Annotated in this window: 29 protein-coding genes; 14 read left to right on the top strand and 15 right to left on the bottom strand. The window is 72.1% G+C overall.

Translation table 11 applies throughout. The annotated features are described in order from the left end of the window. Window positions 1-22 precede the first annotated feature (22 nt). From JWN97_RS00755 to JWN97_RS00740, 4 genes are all read right to left on the bottom strand, one after another. Window positions 23-700 carry a sulfotransferase gene (locus JWN97_RS00755; RefSeq protein WP_297616656.1) on the bottom strand — a complete coding sequence of 226 codons (678 nt, stop codon included), beginning with the start codon at window positions 698-700 and terminating at the stop codon, window positions 23-25. After that, complete coding sequence (locus JWN97_RS00750) at window positions 697-2,130, bottom strand: GuaB1 family IMP dehydrogenase-related protein (RefSeq protein WP_297616653.1); 1,434 nt, start codon at window positions 2,128-2,130, stop codon at window positions 697-699. Before JWN97_RS00750 ends, JWN97_RS00755 begins: the two co-directional genes overlap by 4 nt. A gap of 11 nt (window positions 2,131-2,141) precedes the next feature. Then, on the bottom strand, window positions 2,142-2,759 hold the full coding sequence (locus tag JWN97_RS00745; RefSeq protein ID WP_297616650.1) for a hypothetical protein: 618 nt from the start codon (window positions 2,757-2,759) through the stop codon (window positions 2,142-2,144). Window positions 2,760-2,840: 81 nt separating this feature from the next. Next, window positions 2,841-4,283: a pyridoxal-dependent decarboxylase gene (locus JWN97_RS00740; protein WP_297616647.1), complete on the bottom strand. Its 1,443-nt coding sequence runs from the start codon at window positions 4,281-4,283 to the stop codon at window positions 2,841-2,843. Window positions 4,284-4,380: 97 nt separating this feature from the next. On the opposite strand from JWN97_RS00740, the gene JWN97_RS00735 reads away from it, so the two are divergent. Further along, a complete protein-coding gene (locus JWN97_RS00735) occupies window positions 4,381-4,668 on the top strand; it encodes a YiaA/YiaB family inner membrane protein (protein WP_297616645.1) in 288 nt (95 codons plus the stop codon). Between the two features lie 55 nt (window positions 4,669-4,723). Here JWN97_RS00735 and JWN97_RS00730 read toward each other — a convergent pair whose 3' ends face one another. Both JWN97_RS00730 and JWN97_RS00725 read right to left on the bottom strand, forming a co-directional pair. Next, window positions 4,724-5,941, bottom strand: coding sequence for an acyl-CoA dehydrogenase family protein (locus tag JWN97_RS00730; RefSeq protein ID WP_297616642.1), 1,218 nt, complete (start codon window positions 5,939-5,941; stop codon window positions 4,724-4,726). Next, window positions 5,941-7,302 (bottom strand): acyl-CoA dehydrogenase family protein, encoded by a 1,362-nt coding sequence (locus JWN97_RS00725; RefSeq protein WP_297616639.1) that lies wholly within the window; start codon window positions 7,300-7,302, stop codon window positions 5,941-5,943. Before JWN97_RS00725 ends, JWN97_RS00730 begins: the two co-directional genes overlap by 1 nt. 88 nt (window positions 7,303-7,390) lie before the next feature. On the opposite strand from JWN97_RS00725, the gene def reads away from it, so the two are divergent. The 3 genes from def to JWN97_RS00710 are packed head-to-tail and all read left to right on the top strand — an operon-like array spanning window position 7,391 to window position 9,449. Beyond that, a complete protein-coding gene (gene def, locus JWN97_RS00720; protein WP_297616636.1) occupies window positions 7,391-8,008 on the top strand; it encodes a peptide deformylase in 618 nt (205 codons plus the stop codon). Further along, complete coding sequence (locus JWN97_RS00715; RefSeq protein ID WP_297616633.1) at window positions 8,005-8,799, top strand: TrmH family RNA methyltransferase; 795 nt, start codon at window positions 8,005-8,007, stop codon at window positions 8,797-8,799. The genes def and JWN97_RS00715 overlap by 4 nt, the downstream gene beginning before the upstream one ends. Next, window positions 8,799-9,449 carry a DedA family protein gene (locus JWN97_RS00710; RefSeq protein WP_297616630.1) on the top strand — a complete coding sequence of 217 codons (651 nt, stop codon included), beginning with the start codon at window positions 8,799-8,801 and terminating at the stop codon, window positions 9,447-9,449. Before JWN97_RS00715 ends, JWN97_RS00710 begins: the two co-directional genes overlap by 1 nt. On the opposite strand, the gene JWN97_RS00705 is transcribed toward JWN97_RS00710, so the two are convergent. Next, complete coding sequence (locus JWN97_RS00705) at window positions 9,397-10,200, bottom strand: RNA methyltransferase (protein ID WP_297616627.1); 804 nt, start codon at window positions 10,198-10,200, stop codon at window positions 9,397-9,399. The two genes, JWN97_RS00710 and JWN97_RS00705, sit on opposite strands and share 53 nt — an antisense overlap. After that, window positions 10,193-11,443, bottom strand: coding sequence for a uroporphyrinogen-III C-methyltransferase (cobA, locus tag JWN97_RS00700; protein WP_297616624.1), 1,251 nt, complete (start codon window positions 11,441-11,443; stop codon window positions 10,193-10,195). Before cobA ends, JWN97_RS00705 begins: the two co-directional genes overlap by 8 nt. A gap of 49 nt (window positions 11,444-11,492) precedes the next feature. Between cobA and JWN97_RS00695 the strand changes: the two genes are divergently transcribed. From JWN97_RS00695 to JWN97_RS00675, 5 genes are all read left to right on the top strand, one after another. Then, window positions 11,493-12,014, top strand: a complete 522-nt coding sequence (locus JWN97_RS00695; protein ID WP_297616621.1) for a YbhB/YbcL family Raf kinase inhibitor-like protein — start codon at window positions 11,493-11,495, stop codon at window positions 12,012-12,014. A gap of 290 nt (window positions 12,015-12,304) precedes the next feature. Continuing rightward, window positions 12,305-12,817: a CAP domain-containing protein gene (locus tag JWN97_RS00690; protein ID WP_297616618.1), complete on the top strand. Its 513-nt coding sequence runs from the start codon at window positions 12,305-12,307 to the stop codon at window positions 12,815-12,817. 114 nt (window positions 12,818-12,931) lie between these two features. Continuing rightward, window positions 12,932-13,729 carry an ABC-2 family transporter protein gene (locus JWN97_RS00685; RefSeq protein ID WP_297616615.1) on the top strand — a complete coding sequence of 266 codons (798 nt, stop codon included), beginning with the start codon at window positions 12,932-12,934 and terminating at the stop codon, window positions 13,727-13,729. After that, window positions 13,722-14,534, top strand: coding sequence for an ABC-2 family transporter protein (locus tag JWN97_RS00680; RefSeq protein ID WP_297616613.1), 813 nt, complete (start codon window positions 13,722-13,724; stop codon window positions 14,532-14,534). The genes JWN97_RS00685 and JWN97_RS00680 overlap by 8 nt, the downstream gene beginning before the upstream one ends. A gap of 3 nt (window positions 14,535-14,537) precedes the next feature. Then, the gene (locus JWN97_RS00675) at window positions 14,538-15,500 is read left to right on the top strand and encodes an ATP-binding cassette domain-containing protein (RefSeq protein WP_297616610.1); all 963 of its coding nucleotides are present in this window, start codon (window positions 14,538-14,540) and stop codon (window positions 15,498-15,500) included. A gap of 9 nt (window positions 15,501-15,509) precedes the next feature. On the opposite strand, the gene JWN97_RS00670 is transcribed toward JWN97_RS00675, so the two are convergent. Next, window positions 15,510-16,661, bottom strand: coding sequence for a PP2C family protein-serine/threonine phosphatase (locus JWN97_RS00670; RefSeq protein WP_297616607.1), 1,152 nt, complete (start codon window positions 16,659-16,661; stop codon window positions 15,510-15,512). Between the two features lie 75 nt (window positions 16,662-16,736). Here JWN97_RS00670 and JWN97_RS00665 point away from each other — a divergent pair, with 75 nt between their 5' ends. After that, window positions 16,737-17,759 carry an alpha/beta hydrolase gene (locus JWN97_RS00665; RefSeq protein WP_297616604.1) on the top strand — a complete coding sequence of 341 codons (1,023 nt, stop codon included), beginning with the start codon at window positions 16,737-16,739 and terminating at the stop codon, window positions 17,757-17,759. On the opposite strand, the gene JWN97_RS00660 is transcribed toward JWN97_RS00665, so the two are convergent. Genes JWN97_RS00660 through JWN97_RS00645 form a run of 4 tightly spaced genes read right to left on the bottom strand, consistent with a single transcriptional unit; the run spans window position 17,703 to window position 20,934 of the window. Further along, window positions 17,703-18,464 (bottom strand): sulfite exporter TauE/SafE family protein, encoded by a 762-nt coding sequence (locus JWN97_RS00660; RefSeq protein WP_297616601.1) that lies wholly within the window; start codon window positions 18,462-18,464, stop codon window positions 17,703-17,705. The two genes, JWN97_RS00665 and JWN97_RS00660, sit on opposite strands and share 57 nt — an antisense overlap. After that, entirely contained in the window at window positions 18,461-19,594 is a 1,134-nt protein-coding gene (locus tag JWN97_RS00655; RefSeq protein ID WP_297616598.1) for an SPFH domain-containing protein, read from the bottom strand. Before JWN97_RS00655 ends, JWN97_RS00660 begins: the two co-directional genes overlap by 4 nt. A 54-nt stretch (window positions 19,595-19,648) precedes the next feature. Then, window positions 19,649-20,110 (bottom strand): NfeD family protein, encoded by a 462-nt coding sequence (locus JWN97_RS00650; RefSeq protein WP_297616595.1) that lies wholly within the window; start codon window positions 20,108-20,110, stop codon window positions 19,649-19,651. Window positions 20,111-20,127: 17 nt separating this feature from the next. Beyond that, window positions 20,128-20,934 (bottom strand): ABC transporter ATP-binding protein, encoded by an 807-nt coding sequence (locus JWN97_RS00645; RefSeq protein WP_297616592.1) that lies wholly within the window; start codon window positions 20,932-20,934, stop codon window positions 20,128-20,130. A gap of 91 nt (window positions 20,935-21,025) precedes the next feature. On the opposite strand from JWN97_RS00645, the gene JWN97_RS00640 reads away from it, so the two are divergent. Together JWN97_RS00640 and serB are read left to right on the top strand one after the other, a co-directional pair. Continuing rightward, a complete protein-coding gene (locus tag JWN97_RS00640) occupies window positions 21,026-21,736 on the top strand; it encodes a hypothetical protein (RefSeq protein ID WP_297616589.1) in 711 nt (236 codons plus the stop codon). Between the two features lie 77 nt (window positions 21,737-21,813). Next, window positions 21,814-23,037: a phosphoserine phosphatase SerB gene (serB, locus tag JWN97_RS00635; RefSeq protein WP_297616586.1), complete on the top strand. Its 1,224-nt coding sequence runs from the start codon at window positions 21,814-21,816 to the stop codon at window positions 23,035-23,037. Here the strand turns inward: serB and JWN97_RS00630 are convergent. Beyond that, window positions 23,003-23,812, bottom strand: coding sequence for a putative protein N(5)-glutamine methyltransferase (locus JWN97_RS00630; RefSeq protein ID WP_297616583.1), 810 nt, complete (start codon window positions 23,810-23,812; stop codon window positions 23,003-23,005). The two genes, serB and JWN97_RS00630, sit on opposite strands and share 35 nt — an antisense overlap. Beyond that, window positions 23,809-24,339, bottom strand: a complete 531-nt coding sequence (locus tag JWN97_RS00625) for a histidine phosphatase family protein (protein WP_297616580.1) — start codon at window positions 24,337-24,339, stop codon at window positions 23,809-23,811. The genes JWN97_RS00630 and JWN97_RS00625 overlap by 4 nt, the downstream gene beginning before the upstream one ends. A 33-nt stretch (window positions 24,340-24,372) precedes the next feature. Here JWN97_RS00625 and JWN97_RS00620 point away from each other — a divergent pair, with 33 nt between their 5' ends. Both JWN97_RS00620 and JWN97_RS00615 read left to right on the top strand, forming a co-directional pair. Next, the gene (locus JWN97_RS00620) at window positions 24,373-25,362 is read left to right on the top strand and encodes a cyanophycinase (protein ID WP_297616577.1); all 990 of its coding nucleotides are present in this window, start codon (window positions 24,373-24,375) and stop codon (window positions 25,360-25,362) included. A gap of 76 nt (window positions 25,363-25,438) precedes the next feature. Next, window positions 25,439-26,744 (top strand): acetate--CoA ligase family protein (locus JWN97_RS00615; protein WP_297616574.1); only part of this gene is annotated, 1,306 nt, incomplete at its 3' end.

Here is a 26,744-nt window from a genome sequence, read left to right as displayed (position 1 = left end):
GCCGACACGACCAGGAAGGACCTCACGCGTCCTCGGCCTCCCGGTGCTTGCCGCGTCGGGAGTGCGGCGTGGCCAGCACGTCGTGGACCTTGTTCTGGTCGTAGACCTCGCCGAGCCACGCGAAGAGGCCGCGCAGGACCTCCGGGTCGGCGACGTAGTCGTCGTAGTGCACGCGGTACACCGCGTCGCCGAGCCCCTCGGCGGCGCTCAGCATCCGCTCCTCGATGCGCTGCACACGGCCGAGCGGGTCGTCCTTGTGCGTCCAGAAGTTGCTGGCGGCGACGTCCTCGAGGTTGCGCGTGTTGAGCACGAAGCGCGCGCCGGGGAAGACCTGCTGGAGGAACGCGAGGTAGTCCGGGAGGTCCTCGTCGTACCAGCGGATCTCCTTGTAGCCGGTGACGCGGGTGTCGTGCTCGGGCCGCAGCAGCGTCGCCTCGGCCAGCGCGCGGATGTGCTGGAGGGAGGCCACCTCGGGGAAGCCCTCGATGCCGAACCACGGGTGCGTCGGCTGGCTCGCGCGCCCCGCGTCGACACGCGCCTTCTCCGCCATCCCGCTGCGGTGGAACTCGTAGAGGTGGCGCATCGCGTGGCGGTTCTCTCCACGCAGCAGCCAGCCCGGGATGGAGTTGAGGATGCCCATCAGCAGCGTCGAGCCCGACCTGCCGTAGGTCATCACGAAGACGTGGTCGAGGTCCCTCACCACGACTTCTCCAGGGGACGACCCTCGTGGAACCCGGCCGCCGACTGCACCCCGACGAGCGCCCGCTCGTGGAGCTCGGCCAGGTTGCTCGCGCCGGCGTAGGTGCACGAGGACCGGACTCCGGAGCAGATCTGGTCGACCAGGTCCTCGACGCCGGGGCGGGCCGGGTCGAGGTACATCCGCGAGGACGAGATGCCCTCCTCGTAGAGGCCCTTGCGGGCCCGGTCGTACGACGACTCGCCGGAGGTCCGGTTGGCCACCGCGCGCGCCGAGGCCATCCCGAAGGACACCTTGAAGGGGCGGCCGTCGGCGTCGAGCATCAGGTCACCGGGCGACTCGTGGGTCCCGGCGAACCAGGAGCCGATCATCACCGAGGAGGCGCCCGCGGCCAGTGCCAGCGCCACGTCGCGCGGGTGGCGTACGCCGCCGTCGGCCCACACGTGCTTGCCCAGCTCGCGGGCGGCGGTCGCGCACTCGAGCACCGCGGAGAACTGCGGCCGCCCGACGCCCGTCATCATCCGCGTCGTGCACATCGCCCCGGGGCCCACGCCGACCTTGACGATGTCGGCGCCGGCTTCGATCAGCGCCCGGGTGCCCTCGGCGGAGACGACGTTGCCCGCCGCGATCGGGACGGTCGGGGACAACGCCCGGACCGCCTGCAGTGCCTGGAGCATCCGGTCCTGGTGGCCGTGCGCGGTGTCGACGACGAGGCAGTCGACCCCCGCCGCGAGCAGCTCGGCGGCGCGGTCGGCGACGTCGCCGTTGACCCCCACCGCGGCCGCGATGCGCAGCCCGCCGTCAGCGTCCAGGGCCGGGGAATAGAGCGTGGCGCGCAGGGCGCCGAGCCGGGTCAGCACGCCGACGAGCTCACCGGTGTCGGACACCGCGACGGCCAGCGGGGACTTCGCCCGCTCGATGGCGTCGTAGACCTCGCGCGGGTCGGTGGTGGCGGAGACGGTGACCACGGCGGGGTTCATCACGGAGCCGACCTGGGCGAAGCGGTCCACGTCGGCGCAGTCGCTCTCGGCGACGACGCCGACGGGGCGGCCGTCCTGCACGACGACGGCGGCGTGGTGCGCCCGCTTGGGGATCAGCGACAGCGCCTCAGCCACGGTCTGGTCGGGGCGGAGGGTGATCGGGGTGTCGAAGACCTGGTGGCGCTGCTTGACCCACGCGACCACGTCGGCGACGACCGGGATCGGGATGTCCTGCGGGATGACGGTGATGCCACCGCGCCGAGCGACGGTCTCGGCCATCCGCTTGCCGGCGATGGCCGTCATGTTGGCCACGACCAGCGGCAGGGTCGCACCGGTGCCGTCGGAGGTGGCCAGGTCGACGTCGTACCTGCTGGCCACGTCGGAGTGGCGCGGCACCATGAAGACGTCGTCGTAGGTCAGGTCGTGGGACGGGGCGTCGTGAAGGAACTGCACGTGGCCGGACTCTACGCGGCCGGCATCTTCCTCGGCCGAAGACCGACGTCCGCGAGCTCGAGGGCCGCGAGGCGTCGTACGACCTCGGGGTCCCTCGCCCGCCACGCACCGGCCGGGTCGTCGCTGACCCGGGCGAGCACCCTCATCGGCTGGTTGGCCAGCGCCCGGAGCGCGAACAGGTCGAGATCCTCCTGGGCGTCGATGAACCTCGCCCCCGCGGTGGCCTCCCGGATGAAGCGCCATCGCAGGGGCAGGTGGATGACCGCGACGACCAGGATCGGGATCAGCGCGACCGAGAGGCCGAGCAGCAGGGCGAGGCGCTCGACCGCCGTGACCGTGTCGCGCCCCGCGGAGGCGATGCCGTCGGAGGCGTCCGCGGCCTTGTCGAAGGGCACCGAGAGCTCGTCGCCCACGAGCGGCGCCTCGCCCAGCTTGCCGCCGGCGTCGCGGAGCTGCTCGGCCATCGAGGTCGCCGCGGAGTCGGTCTGCCGCGCCGGCCCGGCGAGCTCCATCGTCGCGTCGTGGACGGCCATGCCGATCCAGACCCAGAGCACCAGCCAGGCGACGAAGAGCAGGTCGGCGAGCACCTGGAGGGTGCGACGGACGGGCGTGTCGGCGAAGAGCTTCATGCGCCACACTGTCGCGCACGGTGCAGGACGGGGGAATGCCTCGTGCTCGATCCGTCGCCGGCATTCGCCGCGAGACGACCGTCAGCCCTGAGCCGCCGCCTCCTGGAGCGCCCGCCAGGTGCGGTCGACGTCGGCCTCGGTCGTGCGCCAGCTGCCGACCGCGAGCCGGATGGCGGCGCGACCCTTGACGGTGGTGTGGCTCAGGTAGGCCTCGCCGGAGGCGTTGACCGCCTCCATCGCGGCGAGTGTCTGCTCGTCACCCGCCCGGAGCCGGAACACCACGAGGGAGAGCGCGGGCTCGGTGACCATCTCGAAGCGGTCGTCGGCGGCCACGAGGTCGGCCACGTGCCGGGCGAGCGCGACGCCGCTGCGGATGTGGGCGCGCAGACCCGACAGGCCGTAGGTGCGCATCACCGCCCAGAGCTTGATCGCCCGGAAGCGTCGCCCGAGCTGCGGGTGCCAGTCGCGGTAGTCGACGACCTCGCCGGACTCGGTGGCGGCGTTGCGGAGGTACTCCGGCAGGATCGAGAGGGCGCCGGTGAGTGCGGTCCGGTCGCGCACCCAGAAGGTGCTGCAGTCAAAGGTCGTCAGCAGCCACTTGTGGGGGTTGGTGACGAACGAGTCGGCGGCCTCGACGCCTGCCAGGTGGTCGCGGAGCTCGGGGCACACCGCAGCCACGCCGGCCCACGCGGCGTCGACGTGGAGCCAGACGCCCCACTCGCGGACGACCTCGGCGACCGCGGCGATGTCGTCCATCGCTCCGGTCGAGGTGCTGCCCGCCGCGACGTGCACCATCACCGGCCGCACGCCCGCCTCCACGTCCTCGACGATCGCGTCGCGCAGCGCGTCCACGTCCATCGCCTGGGTCGTCGGGTCGACGTCGATCGTGCGCACCGCGTCCTCACCGAGGCCGGCCATCATCGCCGCCTTCGCCAGCGACGAGTGGGCCTGCGTCGATCCGTAGACCCGCCACTGCCGGCCCCCGAGGCCGTGGAGGCGCGCGTCTCCCCCGCTCGCCCGGTGCAGGGCCGACAGCAGCGCCGTGAAGGTCGCGGTCGAGGCCGTGTCCTGGATGACGCCGCCACCCGGTCCGTCGCTGCGGAACGCCTCGGGCAGGCCCAGCGCCTCGGCGAACCAGTCCATGACGACCTGCTCGACCTCCGTCACGGCCGGGCTGGTCGCCCAGATCATCCCTTGGGCGCCGATGCCGCTGGAGAGGAGGTCGCCGAGGATCGCGGCCGGGGAGGAGTTGGCCGGGAAGTAGGCGAAGAACCGCGGGTGCTGCCAGTGCGTGAGGCCCGGCACGACGATGCGGTCGAGGTCGGCGAGCACGGCGCCGAACGGCTCGCCGTCCTCCGGCGCCGAGGCGGGAAGCTGTCGTCGTACGTCACCGGGCGCGACCTGGGCGCGCACCGGCAGGTCGTCGAGGGAGGCCCAGTAGTCGGCGATCCAGTCGATCGCGGCGTGGCCCTGGCGACGGAACTCCTCGGGCGACATGTGGCCGCCCATCTGCTCATCTGGCATGGCCCGAACGTACCGGGGCGGGTTGGGTCGTCGTACTCAGCACCGATCGGGTACGTCGACGGCTCCCGCAACGCCGCGCAGGCCCGACGGTTGACCCATGACGAACACGACGCCCACCAAGAACACCAACGCCTTCTTCCTGCAGGCCGGCATCTCCTTCGCCGTCGCCCTGCTGACCATGGTCTTCGCGATCTTCTACCTGCCGGTCGACCCGTGGATCCGCGCCTTCCTGGGCCTCGGGACGATGTTCCTCACGACCTCGAGCTTCACCCTCGCCAAGTGCGTCCGCGACGCCCAGGACGACAACTACGTGGTGACGCGGCTCGACCAGGCCCGCGTCGACAAGATCCTCGCCGAGCACGATCCCTTCAAGAACATCGCCTGACGAGTAGCACGAAGCCCCTCCCGGATGCTCCGGGAGGGGCTTCGTCGTTCGTGGCTCACTTCAGCTGCGAGCTGTTCAGGCCGAGCAGCCGGCGCGCCACGATCAACTGCTGGATCTGCTGCGTGCCCTCGAAGATGTCGAGGATCTTGGAGTCGCGGGCCCACTTCTCCAGCAGCTCGGCCTCGCTGTAGCCGAGGGTGCCGCACAGCTGCACGCACGACAGGGTCACGTCGGACCCCACGCGCCCGGCCTTCGCCTTGGCCATCGAGGCCTCGAGCGAGTTGGGCCTCCGGTTGTCGGCCATCCAGGCGGCCTGCATCATCAGCAGCTGCGCACCCTCCCAGTCGGCCTCGAGCTGCAGGAACTTCGCCGCCGCCGCGCTCTGGTTCTGCGCGGGACGGTCGTAGTCGACGGTGACCCCGGCCTGCTCGAGCAGGTCGCGGGTGAGGTCGAGCGAGGCCCGCGCACACCCGACGGCCATCGCCGCGACGAGCGGGCGGGTGTTGTCGAAGGTCGCCATCGCGCCGGCGAAGCCCGACTTGGTGTCGATCTCGGGTGAGCCGAGCAGGTCCTCGGCCGGGACGCGGCAGTCGGTGAACGTGATCGCGGCGGTGTCGGAAGCGCGGATGCCGAGCTTGTGCTCGAGCCGCTCGACCTTCAGGCCCGGGTTGTCCTTGCGGACGAGGAACGACTTGATCGCGGCCCTGCCGAGCTCCTTGTCGAGGGTCGCCCACACCACGACGCTGTCGGCGCGGTCCCCGGAGGTGACGTAGATCTTCTCGCCGTTGATGACGTACTCGTCGCCGTCCTTGACCGCGGCGGTGGTCAGGTTGGCCGAGTCCGAGCCGATGCCCGGCTCGGTGATCGCCATTGCCGCCCAGGTGCCCTTGTAGCGCTCGAGCTGCTCCTCGTTGGCCACCGAGGCGATGGCGGAGTTGCCCAGGCCCTGGCGGGGCATCGAGAGCAGCAGCGCGGTGTCGCCCCAGCACATCTCGGCGACCGACAGCACGGAGGCGAGGTTGGCGCCGTTGCGCACCTTGCCCGGTGCGTCGGTCGTCTTCTCGTCCCGGCGTACGCCGCCCGCACCGGCGCCGCCCGTCGCGCCGGTCTCCGACACGCCGTCGATCAGCGCGGCGAGCATGTCGAGCTCCTTGGGGTACTCGTGCTCGGCGCGGTCGTACTTGCGCGAGATCGGGCGCAGCATGTTCATCGCCAGCTGGTGGGCCTGGTCGATCAGCCCGGCCTGCTTCTTGGGGGTCTCGAGGTTGATCATCAGACCATCACCCCACCTTCCATGACTCCGACGGCCCGCAGGTCGCGGTACCAGCGTTCGACCGGGTGCTCCTTGACGAAGCCGTGGCCGCCGAGCAGCTGCACGCCGTCGAGGCCGATCCTCATCCCCTTCTCCGTGCAGAGCTGGCGGGCCAGCCCGACCTCGCGGGCGAAGGCCTGGCCGCGGGTCGCCCTCGACGCGGCCTTCCAGGTCACCAGGCGCATGGCCTGCAGCTCGATCGCGATGTCGGCCACCATGAAGGCGACGGACTGGCGGTGGCTGATGGGCTCGCCGAAGGCCTGCCGCTCGTTGACGTAGTCCTTGACGTGGTCGAGGACCGCCTGACCGGTGCCGACGGCCAGCGCGCACCACGCGAGGCGCGAGAGCCGCACGCACTCGCGGTAGGCCTCGCCGTCCGTGCCGCCGAGCAGCGCGTCGGCGCCGACGCGGACGCCGGTGAGGTGCAGTCGGGACAAACCGGCCGCGCGCAGGCCCATCGACGGGTCGGCCTCGACCTCGAGCCCCTCGGTGCCGGACTCGACGAGGAAGAGGGCCGGCGTGCCCTCGAGCTGGGCCGCGACGACGAAGAGCTCGGCCTCGGCGCCGCGCACCACCGCGGACTTCACGCCGTCGAGGACGAAGCCGTCGCCGTCGCGGAGAGCCGTGGTCGCCAGCGAGAACGCGTCGAAGAGGACGGCGGGCTCGGCGATGGTCAGCGCCGCGACGGGGACGTCGCTGCCGGTGAAGGCAGGGAGGTAGGTCTGCTGCTGCGCGTCGGTGCCCCAGAGACCGATCGCGGTGGCCACGGCACCCGGCGCGAGCGTCGCGACCGCGAGTCCCATGTCGCCCTCGGCGAGGGCCTCGGCGACGAGCGTCCCCGCCATCGCGGAGCGCTCCTCCATGATCCCGCCCAGGGCCTCGGGCACCCCCAGCCCCGGCAGCCCGATCTCCTGGGCGGCGGCGAGGACCTCTGGCGGCGCCGTGCAGGCCTCGTTGGCCTCCGCGGCCGCCGGGCGGAGCAGCTCCGCGGCCAGCTCGCGCACGACGTCGACGAGCATCTCCTCGTCCTCGGTCGGCGTGAGGTCGAAGACGCCGCTGGACGAGGCCGGGGCCGGACGGGCGCCGGACGTCGCCCGGCCCGCCCTCGCGAACGTGCGACCGGCGGCGGTGGCCACGCGGAACCCGTTGCGGGTGGTGGAGTAGACGGCCTGCTCGGTCTGCTTGCGCAGGCCCACGCGGTCGATGAGGTCGCTCTGCGCCAGCCGGTTGACGGCGGCGACGGCATAGCCGATCGGGTCGCGTGACTCCCGGGACGACAACCCGTGGCGGCCGCCGGGCCGAAGGCTGCTCATGAAGGACATGACCCAAATGTAACTCCGAGTTACACCTTTGACCAGAGTGACTGCCGTGGTGCCGATCACCCTCACCCGCCTCGCTAGGATCCAGCGCATGTCAGCCGACGACCCGACCGACGCCTCAACCGACTTCCGGGCACCGCACGGCCCGCTCCCCGAGGGTGGCACGGTGCGCGCGATCACCCGCTGGGGCACGCCGGTCATGCACCGCCCGCAGCAGCCGGTGACGGTGTACGACGACGCGCTCACGACGCTGGCGGCCGACATGGTGGCGACGATGTATGCGGCCGACGGGGTGGGGCTGGCCGCCTGCCAGATCGGCGAGGACGTGGCGATGTTCGTCTTCGACTGCCCCGACGACGAGGGGGTGCGCACCGTTGGCGTGGTGTGCAACCCGGTGCTGACGCTCCCCGAGGGCAAGGACCGGCGGCTCGAGGACGAGGACGAGGGCTGCCTCTCCTTTCCCGGCTCCTTCGAGCCGTGCCCGCGACCCGACTGGGCCCGGGTCGACGGCCAGGGGCTGGACGGCGAGCCCGTGTCCTTCGAGGGCGACGGCCTGCTCGCGCGCTGCCTGCAGCACGAGACCGATCACACGCTCGGCACGGTCTTCGGCGACCGGCTCTCGGCGAAGTCGCGCAAGCGGCTCGGCAAGAAGCACGACGCGGCCGCCGAGGACTACCCCCTCACCTGGCCCGCGGACCCCACCGCATGAGCGACCTGCGGATCACCCGGGAGAACGCGCGCTTCCAGCAGTGGGAGGCACTGCTCACCAACCGCTCGAAGCGCCACCGCAACCGCGAGTTCCTCGTGCAGGGCGTCCGGCCGATCACGCGGGCCGTCGAGGAGGGCTGGACGGTGCGGGCGCTGCTGCGGTCGGACCAGACGGCCTCCGGCTGGGCCGACGCGCTCTGGGCCACCACCCGCGCCGAGCGCGTCGTCCTCTCCCCCGAGCTGCACGCGCGGCTCAGCGGCAAGGTGGAGGGCGCCGAGCTCGTCGCCGTCGTGGAGATGCCCGAGGACGGCGTGGAGCGCCTGGCCGACAGCACCCGCCCCCACGGCCCCGTCGTGGTCTTCGACCGGCCCACCAGCCCGGGCAACATCGGCACGCTGGCGCGCTCGGCGGACGCCTTCGGCGCCTCGGCGCTCGTGGTCACCGGTCACGCCGCCGACCCCTACGACCCGCAGGCCGTCCGTGCCAGCACCGGGTCGCTCTTCGCGCTCACGGTGCTGCGGGTGCCCGGTCCCGGTCCGCTCGTCGAGTGGGCCCAGGCGCACGGCTACCGGATCGTCGGCACCGACGAGGTGGGCAGCCCGCTCGCCGACGTCGCGCTCGGCGGGCGCGTGGTGGTCGTGGTCGGCAACGAGACCCACGGGCTGTCCTCCGGCTGGCGCGCCGTGTGCGACGACGTCGTCAGCATCGCGATGGTCGGCACGGCGTCCTCACTCAACGCGGCGGTCGCTGGGTCGATCGTGCTGCACGACGCGCTGCGCCAGCGCGGCTGATGGAGGCCGTGCTCGACTGGGTCGTCCTGGTCATGCGGACCGTCGGCTCGCCCGGGGTCGGCCTGGCCACCGCCCTGGAGACGGTGTTCCCGCCGGTGCCCAGCGAGCTGGTGCTGCCGCTGGCGGGCTACACCGCCAGCGAGGGCTACTACTCCCTCGTCGCGGCGATCGCGTGGGCGACCGCGGGGTCGCTCGTGGGTGCGCTCGCGCTCTACTGGCTGGGCGCGGCCTGGGGCCTCGAGCGGGTGTGCGCGCTCGCCGACCGGATCCCCCTCACGCACGCCGAGGACGTGCGCCGGGCCGTCGCGTGGTTCGGCCGGCACGGACGTACGGCGGTCTTCGCCGGCCGCCTGGTGCCGGGGGTGCGCAGCCTCGTCTCCATCCCGGCCGGGATCGACCGGATGCCGCTGCCGACCTTCTGCGCCTACACCACCGCCGGCAGCCTGGTGTGGAACGCGGCCCTGATCCTGGCCGGCTACGAGCTCGGCGAGCAGTGGCACCTCGTGGAGGCGTACGTCGGCGGGGTCGGCAACGTCGTCTACGTCCTCCTGGCGGCCGTGCTGGTCGTCGTGGTCGCCCGTCGGCTGCGGCACCGCGTCAGCGGCGGGCCGCGGCGTAGCAGGCCACCGCGCTCGCAGCCGCCACGTTGAGCGAGTCGATCCCGGCGCGCATCGGGATGATCGCCCGGCGGTCGGCGGTGGACTCCCAGCGCGACGACAGCCCGTGCCCCTCGGACCCGAGCACCAGCGCGAGCCGGTCGACGCCGGCGACGGCCTCCTCGATCGGCACGGAGTCGGCCGAGAGGGTGAGAGCGACCGTGGTGAAGCCGCGGCCCGAGAGGTCCGGGAGGGCGTCGTACCAGTCCGGGAGGCGGGTCCACGGCGTGCTGAACACCGCACCCATGCCGACCTTGATCGAGCGCCGGTAGAGCGGGTCCGCGCAGCGCGGCGCGAGGAGCACCGCGTCGAAGCCGAGGGCGGCGCCGGAGCGGAAGACCGCACCCACGTTGGTGTGGTCGACCAGGTCCTCCAGCACCAGCACCGACCGGGCGCCGGCGAGCACGTCCTCGATCGCGGGCAGCGGCCGACGGCGCAGCGAGGCCAGCGCCCCGCGGTGCACGTGGAACCCGGTGACCTGCTCGATCAGCGCCTCGGAGAGCACGTAGCAGGGCCCGGCGCTGCGGGCGAGCACGTCCTCGAGGCCCTCCAGCCAGCGCGGGGCCATGAGGAAGGACCGCGCCTCGTAGCCCGCCTCGACCGAGCGACGGACGACCTTCTCGCCCTCGGCGAGGAACAGGCCGTGCTCGGCCTCGAGGTTCTTGCGCAGCTCCACGTCGCGCAGGTCGCGGTAGTCGGCCAGACGGGGATCGTCGGGCTCGGAGATCTCGACGAGGTCAGCCACGTCCGTAGTGTGCCGGACGCGCGACCGCGACCACGTCACCGATCACGATGATCGCCGGGGGCACCACCTCGTGGGCCGCCAGGTCGTCGGCGAGGGAGTCGAGGGTGGTCAGCACGGTGCGCTCGGTCGGCATCGTGCCGTCGACGATCACGGCGACCGGGGTCGAGGCCGGCCGGCCGCCGGCGAGCAGGGCCTCCGCGATCGCGGGCGCGTTGTCGACCGCCATGAGCAGGACCAGGGTGCCGCGCAGGGCGGCCACCGCCTCCCAGACGACCAGCGAGTCGGGGTGGCCGGGAGGGAGGTGGCCGGAGATCACGGTGAACTCGTGAGCGACGCCGCGGTGCGTGACGGGGATGCCGACCCGCGCCGGGACGGCGATGGCCGAGGTGAGGCCGGGCACGACGGTGACGGGCACGCCGGCCTCGGCGCAGGCCAGCAGCTCCTCGAAGCCGCGGCCGAAGACGAAGTTGTCCCCGCCCTTGAAGCGCACGACACGCTTGCCCGCGAGCGCCCGGGCGACGATGACCTCGTTGATGTGGTCCTGGGAGGCCGACCGCCCGCGTGGGAGCTTGGCGACGTCGATCAGCTCCACGTGGGGTCCGAGCTCGTCGAGCAGCTCGCGGGGCGCGAGGCGGTCGGCCACCACGACGTCCGCCGAGGCCAGCGCGTGGCGGGCGGCGACGGTGACGAGCTCCGGCTCCCCCGGGCCGCCGCCGACGAGCACCACGCCGGGAGTGCGGTCGTGGGCGTCGGAGGCGGTCAGGTGCCCGTCGCGGAGTGCCGTGACGATGTCGTCGCGCAGGGTCGCCGACTTGCGGGGCTCGCGGTTGCCGAGCACGCCCACGGTGACGCTTCCGTGGTGGCCGACGGCCGGCGTCCACGCCGAGCCGCCGCGCGCGTCGTCGGCGCGGACGCAGAAGGTGTGCCGGCTCTCGGCCGCGGCGGCCACCCGGGCGTTGACCAGCGGGTCGTCGGTCGCGGCGACGACGTACCACGCCCCGTCGACGTCGGACTCGGTGAAGTCGCGGAGCTCGAGGGTCAGCTCGCCGGCCAGTCCCTCCAGCGCCGGGGTCACCTCAGGGCTCACCACGGTGACGACGCCGCCGGCGGCGAGGAAGGTCGGCACCCGGCGCTGGGCGACGTGCCCGCCCCCGACCACGAGCACCTTGCGACCGGTCAGCACGAGCCCGGCCAGGTAGGGATGGACCTCGGGCGAGGGATCGGCCGAACCGCTGACGCTCATGCCCCATTGTCTCTGGCCCGCGCGTGGGGGCGGTCGCTAGGTTCGAGGAATGAGCATCGAGCGCCCCGTTTCCCCCAATCCCTACGACCTCCTCCCGGCGACCGCGTCCTTCAGCGTCACCAGCGACGACGTCACCGACGGAGCCCCCCTCAAGGACGACCAGGTGGCCGCACTCGGCAACACCTCACCGCAGCTGAGCTGGTCCGGCGCCCCGGAGGGGACCCAGTCCTACGTCGTCACCTGCTTCGACCCCGACGCCCCGACCCCGAGCGGCTTCTGGCACTGGGGCCTGGTCGACATCCCGGCCGACGTCACCTCGCTCGACACCGGCGCGGCGGCGGGCACGCTCCCGGGCCATGCCTTCCACGTCCGCAACGACGGCGGCGAGCCGGGCTTCATGGGCGCCGCTCCGCCCGAGGGGGACCAGCCGCACCGCTACTTCTTCGTCGTCCACGCGGTGAAGGACGCCTCCCTGGGCGTGGACGCCGACGCCTCCAACGCCGTCGTGTCCTTCAACCTCGCCTTCAAGACCCTGGGACGCGCGGTCCTGCACGGCACCTACCAGCACTGATCCTCCCCGCTCGCGCCGAGAGGCCCAGCGGTCCGGACCCCCGCGGTCCAGACCACTGGGCCTCTCTTTCTGCGTTCTCACCACGGAGGAACGGTCAAGCCGCTTTGATCCGTACCAGACGGTCCGTATGCAATACCGCCTGAATATTGATGATCCCTCCGCGAGTCGTGGTGCCTGACTGCGGGAATTCGTCCCTGGCCCCACCTCTAGGGGTACCCTCGTAGCCGAATCCCGTAGATTCCGTCAAGATTCGCTCAACCCCTACTGCGGATCTTCCTTGGAGGAACCCCGTGCGCATCCACACCCTCGCCCGATGGGCGACCGTGACCGTGGCGGCCGTCCTCGCGGTGGCGATGCCCGCCGCGGCGCAGGCCAGGACCTGGTCGGTCCCCACGTCCGTCACCGTCAAGGACGTCAGCAGCCTGACGACCGACGAGCTCGAGGACACGCTCATGGTCGAGATCAACGCCGCGCGCGTCGCCCACGGCCTGCGCAAGATCTGGACCTTCGACGTCTGCACCGACGATCTCGCCGAGCAGTGGGGCGCGCGGATCGCCCGCACCGGCCTCTTCGAGCACCGTGACCAGAACGAGATCATCCGCAAGTGCCACAACTCCTGGGCCGGCGAGACGCTCGTCCGTGGTACCGGCCTGACCCCGGCCGACATGGTCGAGCTCTGGCTCGACTCCCCCGGCCACCGCGAGATCCTGCTCAGCCCCCGTGCGCGTCGCGCCGGCGTGGCGATCACCCGTGACTCGCAGGGCCGGACGATCGGCGTCGTCAACCTCGTCCGCCACGGCTGACCGCTCCCCCTCGACACCGCTCGACTGCCCGGTGCGCCGCACCCCGCAGGTGTGAGACGATCCCCGGCCCCCTCGTGGGTGGGCCGGGGATCGTTGTCGTGAAGGGGGAAGAGGATGCTGCACGTCGCCGTCGCGACCCGTGCCTTCCGGCGCTACTCGACCTATCGCGCCGCCACCCTCGCCGGGATCTTCACCAACTCGGTGTTCGGGATCATCTACTCCTACGCCTACCTCGCCCTCTGGGACGCCAACCCGACGGCCGGTGGCTACGACGCCCAGGACGCGGTGACGTACGTCTGGCTGGGCCAGGCGCTGCTGATGACCATCGCGCTGTGGGGCGGCGGCACGACCGACGACCTCGCCGAGCGGATCCGCACCGGTGACGTGGCCATCGACCTCTACCGCCCCGTCGGCATCGTCGGGTGGTACCTCGCGAGCGACCTGGGCCGCGCCGCCTACCACCTCGTCACCCGCGGCTTCGGGCCGACGCTGATCGGCGTGCTGGTCTTCCACATCGCGCTCCCCTCGTCGACCCTGACCGCCGGCGCCTTCGCGGTCTCGCTCGTCCTCGCCGTCGTGGTCAGCTTCGCGATCCGATTCCTCGTGGCGAGCACGGCCTTCTGGCTGCTCGACCAGTCCGGCGTGAAGGTGATGAGCGGGGCCTTCGCGATCTTCTTCAGCGGGATGATGCTGCCGCTGGTGCTCTTCCCCGGCTGGCTCGGCACCCTCGCCAACGCCCTGCCGTGGGCGTCGTACGTCCAGGTGCCGGCCGACATCTGGCTGGGCAAGCACACCGGCACCGACCTCGCGGCCGCCCTCGGCTTCCAGGCGATGTGGGCCGCGGTGCTGCTGGGCGTCTGCCAGGGCGTGCTGCGGCTGGCCACGCGCAAGGTGGTGGTCCAGGGTGGATGAGACGGGCCCCGCACAGCACCTGCGCACCTACGGCCAGATCGCGTGGCTCTGGATCCGCGCGGCCTGGCAGTACCCCACGTCGTTCGTGCTGCTCGCCGTGGGCAACGGCCTGATCACCGGGCTCGACTTCGTGGGCCTGTGGATCATGTTCGCCCACCTGCGCGACCTGGCGGGGTTCTCCCTCCACGAGGTGGCCCTGCTCTACGGCAGCGCGTCGCTGGCGCTCGCGATCGCCGACACCGCCATCGGCAGCGTGGAGCGGATCGGCACCTACATCCGCACCGGCCGGCTCGACCAGATGATGACCAAGCCGGTGCCGCTGCTGGTGCAGGTCTGTGCCGACCAGTTCACCCTGCGCCGCCTCGGCCGGCTCACCCAGGCGAGCGTCGTCTTCGGCTGGGCCTGCACCTACGTCGAGTGGACACCGCTGCGGGTGCTGGTCGCCGTGTCGATGCTCGTCAGCGGCGCGATGGTGTTCTTCGGCCTCTTCGTCGGCTTCTCCTGCGTCCAGTTCTGGACCCAGGACGCGACGGAGTTCGCCAACGCCTTCACCTACGGCGGCGCGACGGTCACGCAGTACCCGCTGAGCATCTTCCCCCGCGAGGTGCTGGTCGGGCTGACCTTCGTCATCCCGGTCGCCTTCGTCAACTGGTACCCCTGCCTCTACCTCCTCGGCCGCACCGACCCCTTCGGCACGCCCGACGCGTTCCAGTTCGCCTCCCCGCTCGCCGGGGTGCTGACCATGGCCGCGGCCGTGCTCGTGTGGCGCTCCGGCGTCCGCCACTACACCTCCACCGGGAGCTGACCGATGTCCCAGCCGCTGATCGAGGTCCACGACCTCGAGCGCACCTTCGACGTGCGCCGACGGGTCGAGGGGCGCCGCCGCCGCGTCCGGGAGGAGGTGGTGGCCGTCCACGACCTGACCTTCTCCGTGGAGCCCGGCGAGATGGTGGGCTACATCGGGCCCAACGGCGCCGGGAAGTCGACGACGATCAAGATGCTCACCGGCATCCTCGTGCCGACCGGGGGCCAGGTGCGGGTGGTCGGCCTCGACCCGAGCCGCAACCGGGTCGAGCTGGCCCGCCGCATCGGCGTCGTCTTCGGCCAACGGTCCACGCTGTGGTGGGACCTCCCGCTCGTCGACTCCTTCGAGCTGCTCCAGAAGATGTACCGCATCCCCCTCGCCCGCTACCGGGAGAACCTGGACCGCTTCGTCGAGATCCTCGACCTCGGCGCGCAGCTCGACACCCCGGTGCGCCAGCTGAGCCTGGGACAGCGGATGCGCGGCGACATCACCGCCGCCCTCCTCCACGACCCGGAGGTGCTCTACCTCGACGAGCCCACGATCGGTCTCGACGTCGTCAGCAAGGGGAGGCTGCGCGAGTTCCTGCGCTCGCTCAACGCCGAGCGCAACACCACCTTGATGCTCACCACCCACGACCTCCAGGACATCGAGGCACTCTGCGAGCGGGTCATCGTCATCGACCACGGCACGGGCGTGTACGACGGCTCGCTGGCCGGCCTGCACGCGCAGGGCGGGTCCAGCCGCACCCTGGTCGTCGACCTGGTCGACGAGGCCCCGCCCATCGACGTACCCGGGGCGGAGGTCCGCAGGGTGGAGGGCCCGCGGCAGTGGCTGTCCTTCCCCACCGACGCGAGTGCCGCGCCGATCGTCGCGGCGGTCGCCTCGGCGTACGACGTCGCGGACCTGTCGATCCAGGAGCCGGACATCGAGGACGTCATCCGCGATCTCTACTCGCGCGGGCCCTGAGGGGACCGGTCAGCCGCCGAGACCGCGGAGGCGCTCGGAGTCGCGCTCCGGGGAGGTGAGCGGCTGGCGCTCCAGCACGAGCATGGCCCGGTCGTCGTCGCCGCGCGGGACCTTCTTGAGGACCCGCCTCGGCATGCCGGTGAACCCGCGGGCGTCGACGGCCTGCAGGGCCACGTCACGCAGCCATTCGATGCCGTCGTCGAGGTCGCGGTCGCTCGTCTCGATGACGCCGTCGGTGTAGAACATCAGCGCCTCGCCGGGGCGCAGGCGTCCGCGGCTCGGGGTGAAGTCGGCCTCGGCGATCACGCCGAGGGCCATGCCGCGTGCGTTGTCGATCGACCACCCGCGCTCGCCGAGGTGCCAGTGGAGCGCCGGCGGGTGGCCGGCGCTGGTGATCGTGTAGTCGCCGGTGACGAGGTCGACCTTGATGTGGACCGCCGTGGCCAGCGACTCGTCGGACTCCTGGCGCAGCAGGAACATGTTGGCCGCGGCCATCAGCTCCGCCGGGGGCAACGCCCCGATGAGGCCACCGAGGGCGCCGGCGAACTGCAGCGCCTGCGGGCCGACCGAGGTGCCCTTGCCGCACACGTCGACGAGGGCCATCTCCAGCCACCGCCCGTCGCGGAGGTCGGCGACGAGGAAGTCTCCGGCATAGCTGGGGCCGTTGGCCGTGATCGTCGCCGACTGCGAGCGCCACCCGTTGGGCAGGGGCGGCACGACCCCTTGGCGCTGGAGCCGGTCGCGCAGCTGGGTGAGCACCGCCTCGCTCAGCGCCATCGGCAGGCCGGAGCGCTGCCGGCTGGACTGGTAGACCGCGAGCATGATGGCAACGGCGAAGATCACCAGCGCCGCGGAGCGGCTCGCGGTGGCGAAGCTCGTCTCGATCGAGGTCCAGAAGGCCACCACCGCCAGCACCGCGACCAGCACCAGCAGCGGCACGAAGCGGAGCAGCATCGTGCCGACCATCAGGAAGAGGAACCACAGGGAGACCGGGACGACGCGCTCGGCCAGGTATCCGACCCCCACCGACAGGGCGACCGCACCCACGAGCACGAGCAGCAGGAAGGCCTGGCTGCCCCGGGACCCGGTGCGCCACCCCTCGACCCGCTGCTGGACGTAGGCCGAGAACCCGCGCAGCACGGTCCCCAACGCGTTCGCCACGGCTGAAGGGTAAGCGCTGGCGGCGAAACCTGAGGTCGAACCACGAGATCCGTCGCCGCTGGATAGGCTCGCAGCATGCCCCTGGTGCCGATGCAGGCCGACGTGCTCGGACCTGACTACCGGGTGGAGACGATCTCACTCCCGCCCGACAGCGAGGGCCCCGTCGTCGCCACGCTGGTCACGCTCGAGCCGGCGCACCCCAACGGTCGGGCCGTGCTCCACGTGCACGGCTTCGCCGACTACTTCTTCCACACCGAGTTCGCCGAGTGGTGGACTGCCCGCGGCTACACGTTCTACGCCCTCGACCTGCGCAAGTACGGCCGTTCGCTGCGCGAGCACCAGACGCCCCACTACATCTCCGACCTGCGGGAGTACTTCGCCGAGATCGATCTCGCCTGGTGGCGGATCACCCAGCGCGACGGGCACCGCGAGGTCATCGCGTCCGGCCACTCCACCGGCGGCCTGACGGTCCCGCTCTGGGCCCACGAGCGGCGTCCCGACGAGCTCGTCGCCATGGTGCTGAACTCGCCGTGGTTCGACATGCAGGGCTCGGCGTGGCTGCGCAGTCCGGCGGCCCGGGTGGCGATCGAGCGGATCGGGTCCAGCCGCCCGATGCAGGAGATCCCGCGCAAGATCAGCGGCGTCTACGGACGTGCCCTGCACCACGAGCACGGGGGCGAGTGGGACTACGACCTCACCTGGAAGCCGCTGGAGTCGCGTCCCATCTACGTCGGCTGGCTGCGCGCCGTACGACGTGGCCACGCACAGCTGCATGCGGGGCTGGACGTCGAGTGCCCGACCCTGGTGCTGTCCTCGGCCCACTCCTACTTCGGCCCCCGGCCCGACGACCACGCCCGCACCCACGACATCGTCCTGGACGTCGCGCAGATCCGGCGCTGGGCGTCCTCCGTCGGCCGGCACGTGACCTCGATCGGCATCGAGGGCGCGATCCACGACATCGTACTGTCGCGCCCGGAGGTGCGGGCCCTGGCCTACACCGAGATCGACACGTGGCTGCGCGCGTGGGTGGCCCCGGCCGGCTCAGAGGAGCAGGACCACCAGGGCGGTCAGCCCGACCACAGCGATCACGGCGCGTAGCAGGCCGGGCGCCAGCCGGCGACCCACGGTGGCGCCCAGCTGGCCGCCGATGACCGACCCGAGCGCGATCAGCCCGGCCGCCACCCAGTCGATGTCGGCGACGGCGATGAACACGACGGCGGCGACGGCGTTGACGATCAGCGCCAGGACGTTCTTGGTCGCGGTGTGGCGCTGCATCGAGTCGGCCACCCCGATGCCGAGCACCGCCATCAGCAGGACCCCCTGCGCGGCGCCGAAGTAGCCGCCGTACACGCCGGTCGCGGCCACTGCCGGCCACACCCACCACACGCCGTGGTCGGGGATGCCGCCGCGCGCCTCGGCGCGGGTGGCGACGGCGCGCTGGATCCGGGGACCGAAGATGACCAGGAGCACGCCGAGCAGGATGAGGACAGGCACGATCGCGTCGAACGCCGACGACGGCAGGACCAGCAGGAGCAGGGCACCCGCGACTCCCCCGAGCAGGGACGCGGAGCCCAGGCGCAGCACCCGCGAGCGCTGTCCGGCGAGCTCGCGCCGGTAGCCGAAGACCCCGGACATGCTGCCCGGGACCAGGCCGACAGTGTTGCTGACATTGGCCGTGACGGGGGGTACGCCGAACGCCAGCAGGGTCGGGAACGTGATCAGCGTTCCCGACCCCACCACGGTGTTGATGGTGCCGGCCGCCACCCCGGCGAGGGTGACGAGGACGGCTTCGAGCGGACTCACTCCTGCGGGGGCCCACCCTCAGCGGGAGCGTCCGCCGCGGGGGTGTCGAGCGACGGGGACACGGAGGAGGTCGTCCCGGTGGGCGTCTGCGCCACCGACTCCGCCTCCGCGATCGCCTCCTCGACGGCCTTGCTGGTCGCGCCGGTCCCCGAGGGCTTCGGCAGCTGCGGCTCGGAGGGGCCCATGTCGACCCGGGTGCGCGGCGTGGCCTCGCGCGGGATCCCGGCGATCTCGTGGATGGAGGAGCCGAGGCCCTCCATCGCCTTGGTGATCTCGGACGGGATGACCCACACCTTGTTGGCGCTGCCCTCGGCGATCTTGGGCATCATCTGGAGGTACTGGTAGGCCAGGAGCGACTGGTCGGGCTGGCCGTCGTGGATCGCCTGGAAGACGGTCTGGATGGCCTGCCCCTCGCCCTGGGCCCGGAGGATCGAGGCCTCGCGGTCGGCCTGCGCGCGCAGGATCTGCGACTCGCGGTCACCCTCGGCGTTGAGGATCTGCGACTGCTTCGAACCCTCGGCCGTGAGGATCGCGGCCTGCCGCTGCCCCTCCGCGGTGAGGATGACGGCGCGCTTCTCGCGGTCGGCACGCATCTGCTTCTCCATCGAGTCCTTGATGGAGGGCGGCGGGTCGATCCCCTTGAGCTCGACGCGGTTGACGCGGATGCCCCACTTGCCGGTGGCCTCGTCGAGGACACCGCGCAGGCCGGAGTTGATGGAGTCGCGGCTGGTCAGCGTCTCCTCGAGGTCCATGCCGCCGACGATGTTGCGCAGCGTGGTCATGGTCAGCTGCTCGATCGCCTGGATGTAGTTGGCGATCTCGTAGGTCGCCGCCACCGGGTCGGTGACCTGGAAGTAGATGACGGTGTCGATCGAGACGACCAGGTTGTCCTCGGTGATCACCGGCTGCGGCGGGAAGCTCACCACCTGCTCGCGCAGGTCGATGAGGTAGCGCATCCTGTCGATGAACGGCACCAGGATGTTGAGGCCGGCAGGCAGCGTCGCCTTGAACTTGCCGAACCGCTCGACGATGGCGGCACGCGCCTGGGGCACGATCTTCACCGTCTTCGAGAGCAGGACGACGACGAACAGGACGATGAGCAGGAACAGGACCAACAAGGCTGTCGGCATTCGGTTCTCCCCCGGATGTTGGTGTGGCTGGTGGTGTGGCTGGGTGGCGCTCGCTCAGGACTCCAGCGAGCCGACGGGGTGGACGTAGGCCGTCGCACCCTTGATCTGCAGGATCTCGACGGTCTCACCCGCGGGGATCCGCAGGCTCTCGTCGTAGGGAAGCGCGGTCCACGTCTCACCGCCGGCCTTGATCCGGCCGGCGTTCAGGCCGGAGATCTCCTCGGTGACCAGGCATCGGGTGCCCACCAGCTTGCCGTGGCCGAGCGAGAGCTCGGGACCGCCGTGCAGGCGCTTGATGACCGTGGGGCGCACGAGCGCGAGCGCGGCCACCGACGCGGCGAGCGCCGCAAGGACCTGGACGACGACCGGGAGCCCGATCAGGGCGGCGACCATGCCGATCACCGCGCCGGCCGCGAGCATCGCGAGGATGAGGTCGAGGCTGAACATCTCGGCCACGCCCAGCGCGATCGACAGCGCCAGCCAGGTCTCCCAGAGGTGGTCGCGGATCCAGTCCATGCCGAGAGCCTATCCAGTCACCGCTGAAGGATCCGCTCGGCAGGACGTCGCCGGGCGGCGAACCTGTCGTCGGCGCGGCTCAGCAGCAGCGGCATGCCGAAGGCCTCCGACAGCGTCTCGGCGGTGACGACGTCCTCCACGGGGCCCGCGTCGACCACGCGGCCCTCGCGCAGCAGCAGCGCATGGGTGAAGCCGGGCGGGATCTCCTCGACATGGTGGGAGACCAGCACGGTCGCGGGCGAGTCGGGGTCGAGGGCCAGCTCGGACAGCGTCGCCACCAGGTCCTCGCGGCCACCGAGGTCGAGGCCGGCGGCCGGCTCGTCGAGGAGCAGCAGCTCGGGGTCGGTCATGAGGGCACGGGCGATCTGCACGCGCTTGCGCTCCCCCTCGCTGAGGGTGCCGAAGGTGCGGTCGGCGAGGTGACCGGCCCCGACCTCGGCGAGGAGCGCCCCCGCGCGGTCGTGGTCGAGGTCGGCGTAGTGCTCGCGCCAGCGGCCCACGACGCCGTACGACGCGGAGACGACGACGTCCTTGACCAGCTCGCTGCGGGGGATGCGGTCCGCCAGCGCGGCACTCGTCAGCCCGATGCGGGGGCGGAGCTCGAAGACGTCGGTGGTGCCGAGGACCTCGTCGAGGATGCCGGCGACCCCCGTGGTCGGGTGGAGCTGGGCGGCGGCGACCTGGAGCAGCGTCGTCTTGCCCGCGCCGTTGGGGCCGAGCACGACCCAGCGCTCGTCCTCCTCGACCTCCCAGCTGACGTCGTCGAGCAGCAGGGTCTGGCCACGGCGCACCGTGACCCCCGCGAACTCGATGACGGCAACCATGGTCCTCACCCTATCCAGCAGCGACCGCACGCCCCGGGACCAACACGACGGGCCGCCCTGCGCTGATGGGCAGCGAGTAGCCTCGCCCGCGATGTCGTCCTCCCACCTCGCCCTCCCCCACTCGGCGGTCCTCGCCTGGTGGCTCACGGCGTGGCTGCGCGGCCACGAGCAGACCGACCACGTGCTCGACGTGCTCGCCGACGACACCCATCTGCTCGAGGGCGGTTCGGCGCTCGACCTGCTGGCGCGCTCGCGTGCGAGCGGAGCGCCGTACGCCGGGCTCGCGCTGCCCGTGGAGGGGGACCCGCTGGGCCTCGGCGGCCCGCGGGACCTCAACGAGGCGGCCCTGGACGCCGGGCAGGCGATCATCGCGGGCGGCCTCGGGCTGGTGCCGCAGGTGCAGGGCGAGACCGTGCAGTGGCGGCCCTTCGGGGCGAGCCCCCGGCAGCTGCCCGACGTGGGCGAGGCGGACCGGGGGCTGCGCGAGTCGCTGATCGGCGCGGCCGGCGACCTGGCCGCGCTCGACGTCGCCCGCTGGCGCCCGGAGGCGGCCGACGCCCTCATGAACCTCCATCACCGTCCGGCGCTCGGGGCACCCCTCGGCACCCCACCGCGCTGCGTGGACCTCGCGGCACGCGGGCTCCAGGCGTGGGCGATCGTCGACCTGGCCCTTGCCGACGACGGTGGCGCGATCTCGGCGTACGAGGTGGAGCAGCGACGTGCCCTCCTCCAGCCGCTGGGACGGGCGGCTCGCCGCGCGATCGTGGCGGCGTGCTCGCCCGAGGTGTGGCCGGACCGGTGAGCCGGGGTGGTCGGGCCACGCCCGGTGGTCGGACTCCGTGCCCGTCCCCCGACCGGCCGGACTAGCCTTCCCACACCATGGAAGACGAGCCGAAGACGCTGCTGGTCACCCTGACCGGCAAGGACAGGCCAGGCGTCACCTCCGCGATCTTCGCCGCGCTCGCGGCGGCCGGGGTCGAGGTCGTCGACATCGAGCAGATCGTGCTGCGGCGCCGGCTGGTGCTCGGCATCCTCGTCACCGCTCCGCGGGACTGGAAGAAGCTGCGCGACGTCATCGAGCGCACCGCCGCCGAGCTCGACATGAACGTCGAGGTCGACCGCGGCGCCGGCGACAACCGGAGCCGGTCCAGCGACCGGTCGCACATCACGATCATCGGCAATCCGCTGAAGGCCTCGGCGATGTCCGCGATCGCCGGGCGGATCGCCGACTCCGGCGCCAACATCGACAAGATCGAGCGGATGGCGCGCTACCCCGTGACCGCCATCGAGCTGCACGTCTCCGGTGCACCCGCGGAGGCACTGCGCCCGCTGCTCGCCGCCGAGGCGGTCAAGCAGGGCATCGACCTGGCGGTCCAGCGCGACTCGCTGCACCGTCGCGGCATCCGCCTGATCGTGATGGACGTCGACTCGACCCTGATCCAGGGCGAGGTCATCGAGATGATCGCGGCGCACGCCGGTCAAGAGGCCGAGGTCGCCCGGGTGACCGAGGCGGCGATGCGGGGCGAGCTCGACTTCGAGCAGTCGCTGCGCGAGCGTGTCGCGCTCCTGGAGGGCGTCCCGGTCGCGGCCCTCGACGAGGTCTACGCCTCCATCCAGCTCGCCCCGGGTGCCCGGACCATGGTCCGCACCCTGCGGCGGCTCGGCTACCGCTTCGCGATCGTCTCGGGCGGCTTCACGCAGATCACCGACCGCCTCGCGGCCGACCTGGGCATCCACTTCGCCCGGGCCAACGAGCTCGAGATCGCCGACGGCGTGCTGACCGGCCGGATCGTGGGCCCGGTCGTCGACCGTGCCGGCAAGGCGGCTGCCCTGCGCGAGTTCGCGGCCGAGGTGGGCGTCCCGCTCGACGCCGTGATCGCCATCGGCGACGGCGCCAACGACCTCGACATGATCAACGCCGCCGGGCTCGGCATCGCCTACAACGCCAAGGCGATGGTGCGCGACGCCGCGGACACGGCCGTCAACGTTCCCTACCTCGACGCGATCCTCTACCTGCTCGGGATCTCCCGCGAGCAGATCGAGGAGGCCGACGCGGCCGTCGGCATCGTCACGCCCGCGCCCCCGCTGGAGCCCGGGAGCTGAGCGGGCGCAGCCCGACCGCCACGCATCCCCCGACCTCCTCGTCGTACGCCTCCTCCGTCGCCAGGCCGGCGGCAGCCATGGCTCCGGTCGTCAGGGACAGCTGCTCGGGACTCGTCTCGATGAGCAGCACGCCCCCCGGCGCGAGCCAGTCGGCCGCTCCGCTCGCCAGCCGACGGTGCAGGTCGACGCCGTCGCTGCCCCCGTCCAGGGCCACGACCGGCTCGTGGTCGCGCGCCTCGGGCGGCATCGTCGTGATCCGGCCGGACGGGACGTAGGGCGCGTTGGCCGCGAGCACGTCGATCCGCCCCCGCAGGCCGTGCGGGAGCGCGGCGTAGAGGTCGCCCCGGTGGACGATGCTCGCCGGCGCGTTGGCCGAGGCGCACTCCAGCGCCACCCGACTCAGGTCGGCGGCATGCACCTCGCCGGCCAGCCCGTCCAGGCAGGCCGCGACCGGCGCGACCCCGCAGCACATCTCGACCACGACGACCACCTCCGCGCTCGTCCCGCTCCGCGCGACGACGTGGGAGCGCGCCGTACGCGCCAGCAGCTCGGTGCGGCGGCGCGGGACGAACACCCCGGGGGCGACGACCAGGCGACGCCCGAGGAACTCGACCCACCCGAGCACGGTCTCCAGCGGCTCGCCACCAACCCTGCGGGCGACGAGGGACTCCAGCTCGGCAGGGGTCGCTGCGGCCTCCTCCAGGAGCGCGGCCTCGTCCTCGGCCCACACGCATCCGGCGGCGCGCAACCGCGCCACGACGGACGGACCGGTCATCCGTCGCCGGCGTAGAAGGCCTCGAGGCGCCCGGTGCCCGGCCCGAGGTCGGCCCAGGTGCACTCGACCGTGAAGACGGCGAGGGCGGACGTGGGGAAGCCACGGGTCACGAGGCCGGTCGTCGCGTCCTCGTCGCCGTCGCCGTCGTCGATCAGCTCGGCGACCGAGGCCATCGTCGGGTTGTGACCGATCACGACCAGCGTCGCGACGTCGGCGTCGGCCTCGCGGATCAGGTCGAAGGTGGAGTCCGACCCTGCCGCATAGAGGCCGGCACTGAAGTCGGGCCCGACGTCCCACGCGGCCGCTGCGGCGACGTGCTCCCAGGTCTGACGGGTCCGCACCGCGTCCGAGACGAGGGCGGCGTCGGGGGTGATCCCCTGGTCGCGCAACCAGCGACCGGCTGCCTCCGCGTCGCCGCGACCGCGGTCCGCCAGGGCCCGCTCCTGGTCCGACGGAGCCGTCGGCTGGGCCTTGGCGTGACGCATGACGACCAGGCGTCTCGTCCCGTCGCTCCCTGACTGCTGCATGCGTCCAGCCTTGCAGCCGCTAGCCTGCGTGTCATGCCCCACGGACCACTCATGATCATCGGTGGCGCCGAGGACAAGGTGCGCAAGCCGACGATCCTCAAGCACTTCGTCGCACTCAGCGGCGGGACGGACGCCCGGATCGCCGTCATCCCGACCGCCTCCTCGCTCGGACGCGAGGTCGTCGACGTCTACGACGCGCTCTTCACCAAGTTCGGTGCGGCCCGCGTCGACGCCGTACGCCCCGAGAGCCGCGAGCAGGCCCACGACCCCGTGCTGGTCAAGGCGCTCGACGAGGCCACCGGCGTCTTCATGACCGGGGGCAACCAGCTCAAGCTGTCGTCGATCGTGTGCGGCACGCCTGTGGGTGACGCGATCCTGCGCGCCCACGAGCGCGGTGCGGTCGTCGCCGGCACGTCGGCGGGCGCGAGCATCCAGTCGTCGCACATGGTCGCCTTCGGCGTCGGCGGCGCCACCCCCAAGCAGCGGATGACCCAGGTCGCCGCCGGCCTCGGGCTCGTGGACGCCGCGGTGATCGACCAGCACTTCGACCAGCGCAACCGCTACGGCCGGCTCCTGATGATCGTGGCGCAGAGCCCGCAGCTGCTGGGGATCGGCGTCGACGAGGACACCTGCGGCCTCGTCGAGGACGTGGACGGCGACATGGTCATGCGGGTCATGGGCAAGGGCGCCGTCACGCTCTTCGACGGCACGCGCATGGTCTCCAACGCCTACGAGGCCACCCGGTCCTCGCCGCTCCTGGCGAGCGGCGTGCTGTTCCACGTGCTGCCCGAGGGGGCGGTCTTCAACCTCTCGACGCGCGAGCTGGTGGCCCGGGACCCGGTGATCGACCCCGAGGACGCCGACGAGCTCGCCGAGGCCAGCCGCGACCTGCGCCAGCTCGCCCGCGACATCGCCGCCGCCGACGCCACCCCGGCCGCCATCCGCCGCCGCCTGAAGATGAGGCGCACGTCGCGCGCTGCCGTCGACCCCAGCCCGAGCCCGACCGAGGAAGACCACGCATGACCGAGCGTGGCGAGGTCGTCATCCGACACAGTGCGACATGTGCCCCATGCGCGCACGGAGCGAAGCGAGTACGTGCATGAGTGAGCGCCCCACCCCGGACCTGGAGATCGTCGAGACCCGCGTCTACCGCGGCGCCAACGTCTGGTCCTACGAGAAGTCGATCCACCTCGTGGTCGACCTCGGCTCGCTCGAGCAGTTCCCCAGCAACACCATCCCCGGGTTCACCGACGACATCGTCTCGATGCTGCCGGGCCTGCGGGAGCACTCGTGCTCGCGCGGTCGGCGCGGTGGCTTCCTCGAGCGGCTCAACGAGGGCACCTGGCTCGGCCACGTCGCGGAGCACGCCGCGCTCGCGCTGCAGCAGCTGGTCGGCCACGACATCCGCCGCGGCAAGACGCGCCAGGTGAAGGGGCAACCCGGCCGCTACAACATCATCTACGGCTACGTCGACGAGAACGTCGGCCTCAGCGCCGGGCGCCTCGCCGTACGCCTGGTCAACCACCTCGTCGAGGGCGACCCGGACTTCGACTGGGAGACCGAGCGCGACGACTTCATCCGCCGCGCCGAGCGCACCGCCTTCGGCCCGTCCACGCAGGCGATCGTCGACGAGGCCGTCTCGCGCGACATCCCGTGGATCCGGCTGAACCAGCACTCGCTCGTGCAGCTGGGCCAGGGCGTCCACGCCAAGCGGATCCGCGCCACGATGACCTCGGAGACCAGCGCGATCGCCGTCGACATCGCCTCCGACAAGGACCTCACGACCCGCCTGCTCGGTGCGGCGGGCCTGCCGGTCCCCAAACAGGAGTCCGTGCGTACGGCGGACCAGTGCGTGCGCGCGGCGAACCGGATCGGCTACCCGGTCGTGGTCAAGCCCCTCGACGGCAACCACGGTCGCGGGGTCTGCCTGGACCTCCAGGACGACGACGAGGTTCGCGAGGCGTTCGAGATCGCCAAGGGTGAGTCCCGGGGCGGCTGGATCATCGTGGAGTCGCTGGTCATCGGCAAGGACTACCGGTGCCTGATCATCGACGGCCGGGTGGCCGCCATCGCGGAGCGGGTGCCGGCCTCGGTCACCGGCGACGGCACCAGCACGGTCGAGCAGCTGGTCGACACGGCGAACGCCGACCCGCGCCGCGGCGTCGGCCACGAGAAGGTGCTCACCCGGATCAAGGTCGACGAGGCCGCGACCGGGCTCGTCCGCGAGCAGGGCTTCGAGATGACCGACGTCCCCCCCGAGGGCCTGATGGTCAAGCTGGCCCTCACCGGCAACATGTCGACCGGCGGCATCTCCATCGACCGCACGTTCGAGGCGCACCCGGAGAACGTCGAGATCGCCGAGGAGGCGGCCCGGATGATCGGCCTGGACATCGCCGGCATCGACT

The organism is Nocardioides sp., from assembly GCF_025965415.1.
Classification (GTDB): domain Bacteria; phylum Actinomycetota; class Actinomycetes; order Propionibacteriales; family Nocardioidaceae; genus Nocardioides.
Note: the sequence above shows the minus strand (reverse complement) of the source record. Positions and strands in the feature narration are given on the sequence as shown.

What these genes read in the sequence shown, in the direction of transcription:
- JWN97_RS00745 (WP_297616650.1), bottom strand. Translation starts at nt 2,759, where the DNA reads ATGAAGCTCTTCGCCGACACGCCCGTCCGTCGCACCCTCCAGGTGCTC.
- JWN97_RS00740 (WP_297616647.1), bottom strand. Translation starts at nt 4,283, where the DNA reads ATGCCAGATGAGCAGATGGGCGGCCACATGTCGCCCGAGGAGTTCCGT.
- JWN97_RS00735 (WP_297616645.1), top strand. Translation starts at nt 4,381, where the DNA reads ATGACGAACACGACGCCCACCAAGAACACCAACGCCTTCTTCCTGCAG.
- JWN97_RS00730 (WP_297616642.1), bottom strand. Translation starts at nt 5,941, where the DNA reads ATGATCAACCTCGAGACCCCCAAGAAGCAGGCCGGGCTGATCGACCAG.
- JWN97_RS00725 (WP_297616639.1), bottom strand. Translation starts at nt 7,302, where the DNA reads ATGTCCTTCATGAGCAGCCTTCGGCCCGGCGGCCGCCACGGGTTGTCG.
- def (WP_297616636.1), top strand. Translation starts at nt 7,391, where the DNA reads ATGTCAGCCGACGACCCGACCGACGCCTCAACCGACTTCCGGGCACCG.
- JWN97_RS00715 (WP_297616633.1), top strand. Translation starts at nt 8,005, where the DNA reads ATGAGCGACCTGCGGATCACCCGGGAGAACGCGCGCTTCCAGCAGTGG.
- JWN97_RS00710 (WP_297616630.1), top strand. Translation starts at nt 8,799, where the DNA reads ATGGAGGCCGTGCTCGACTGGGTCGTCCTGGTCATGCGGACCGTCGGC.
- cobA (WP_297616624.1), bottom strand. Translation starts at nt 11,443, where the DNA reads ATGAGCGTCAGCGGTTCGGCCGATCCCTCGCCCGAGGTCCATCCCTAC.
- JWN97_RS00695 (WP_297616621.1), top strand. Translation starts at nt 11,493, where the DNA reads ATGAGCATCGAGCGCCCCGTTTCCCCCAATCCCTACGACCTCCTCCCG.
- JWN97_RS00685 (WP_297616615.1), top strand. Translation starts at nt 12,932, where the DNA reads ATGCTGCACGTCGCCGTCGCGACCCGTGCCTTCCGGCGCTACTCGACC.
- JWN97_RS00675 (WP_297616610.1), top strand. Translation starts at nt 14,538, where the DNA reads ATGTCCCAGCCGCTGATCGAGGTCCACGACCTCGAGCGCACCTTCGAC.
- JWN97_RS00665 (WP_297616604.1), top strand. Translation starts at nt 16,737, where the DNA reads ATGCCCCTGGTGCCGATGCAGGCCGACGTGCTCGGACCTGACTACCGG.
- JWN97_RS00655 (WP_297616598.1), bottom strand. Translation starts at nt 19,594, where the DNA reads ATGCCGACAGCCTTGTTGGTCCTGTTCCTGCTCATCGTCCTGTTCGTC.
- JWN97_RS00650 (WP_297616595.1), bottom strand. Translation starts at nt 20,110, where the DNA reads ATGGACTGGATCCGCGACCACCTCTGGGAGACCTGGCTGGCGCTGTCG.
- JWN97_RS00645 (WP_297616592.1), bottom strand. Translation starts at nt 20,934, where the DNA reads ATGGTTGCCGTCATCGAGTTCGCGGGGGTCACGGTGCGCCGTGGCCAG.
- JWN97_RS00640 (WP_297616589.1), top strand. Translation starts at nt 21,026, where the DNA reads ATGTCGTCCTCCCACCTCGCCCTCCCCCACTCGGCGGTCCTCGCCTGG.
- serB (WP_297616586.1), top strand. Translation starts at nt 21,814, where the DNA reads ATGGAAGACGAGCCGAAGACGCTGCTGGTCACCCTGACCGGCAAGGAC.
- JWN97_RS00630 (WP_297616583.1), bottom strand. Translation starts at nt 23,812, where the DNA reads ATGACCGGTCCGTCCGTCGTGGCGCGGTTGCGCGCCGCCGGATGCGTG.
- JWN97_RS00625 (WP_297616580.1), bottom strand. Translation starts at nt 24,339, where the DNA reads ATGCAGCAGTCAGGGAGCGACGGGACGAGACGCCTGGTCGTCATGCGT.
- JWN97_RS00620 (WP_297616577.1), top strand. Translation starts at nt 24,373, where the DNA reads ATGCCCCACGGACCACTCATGATCATCGGTGGCGCCGAGGACAAGGTG.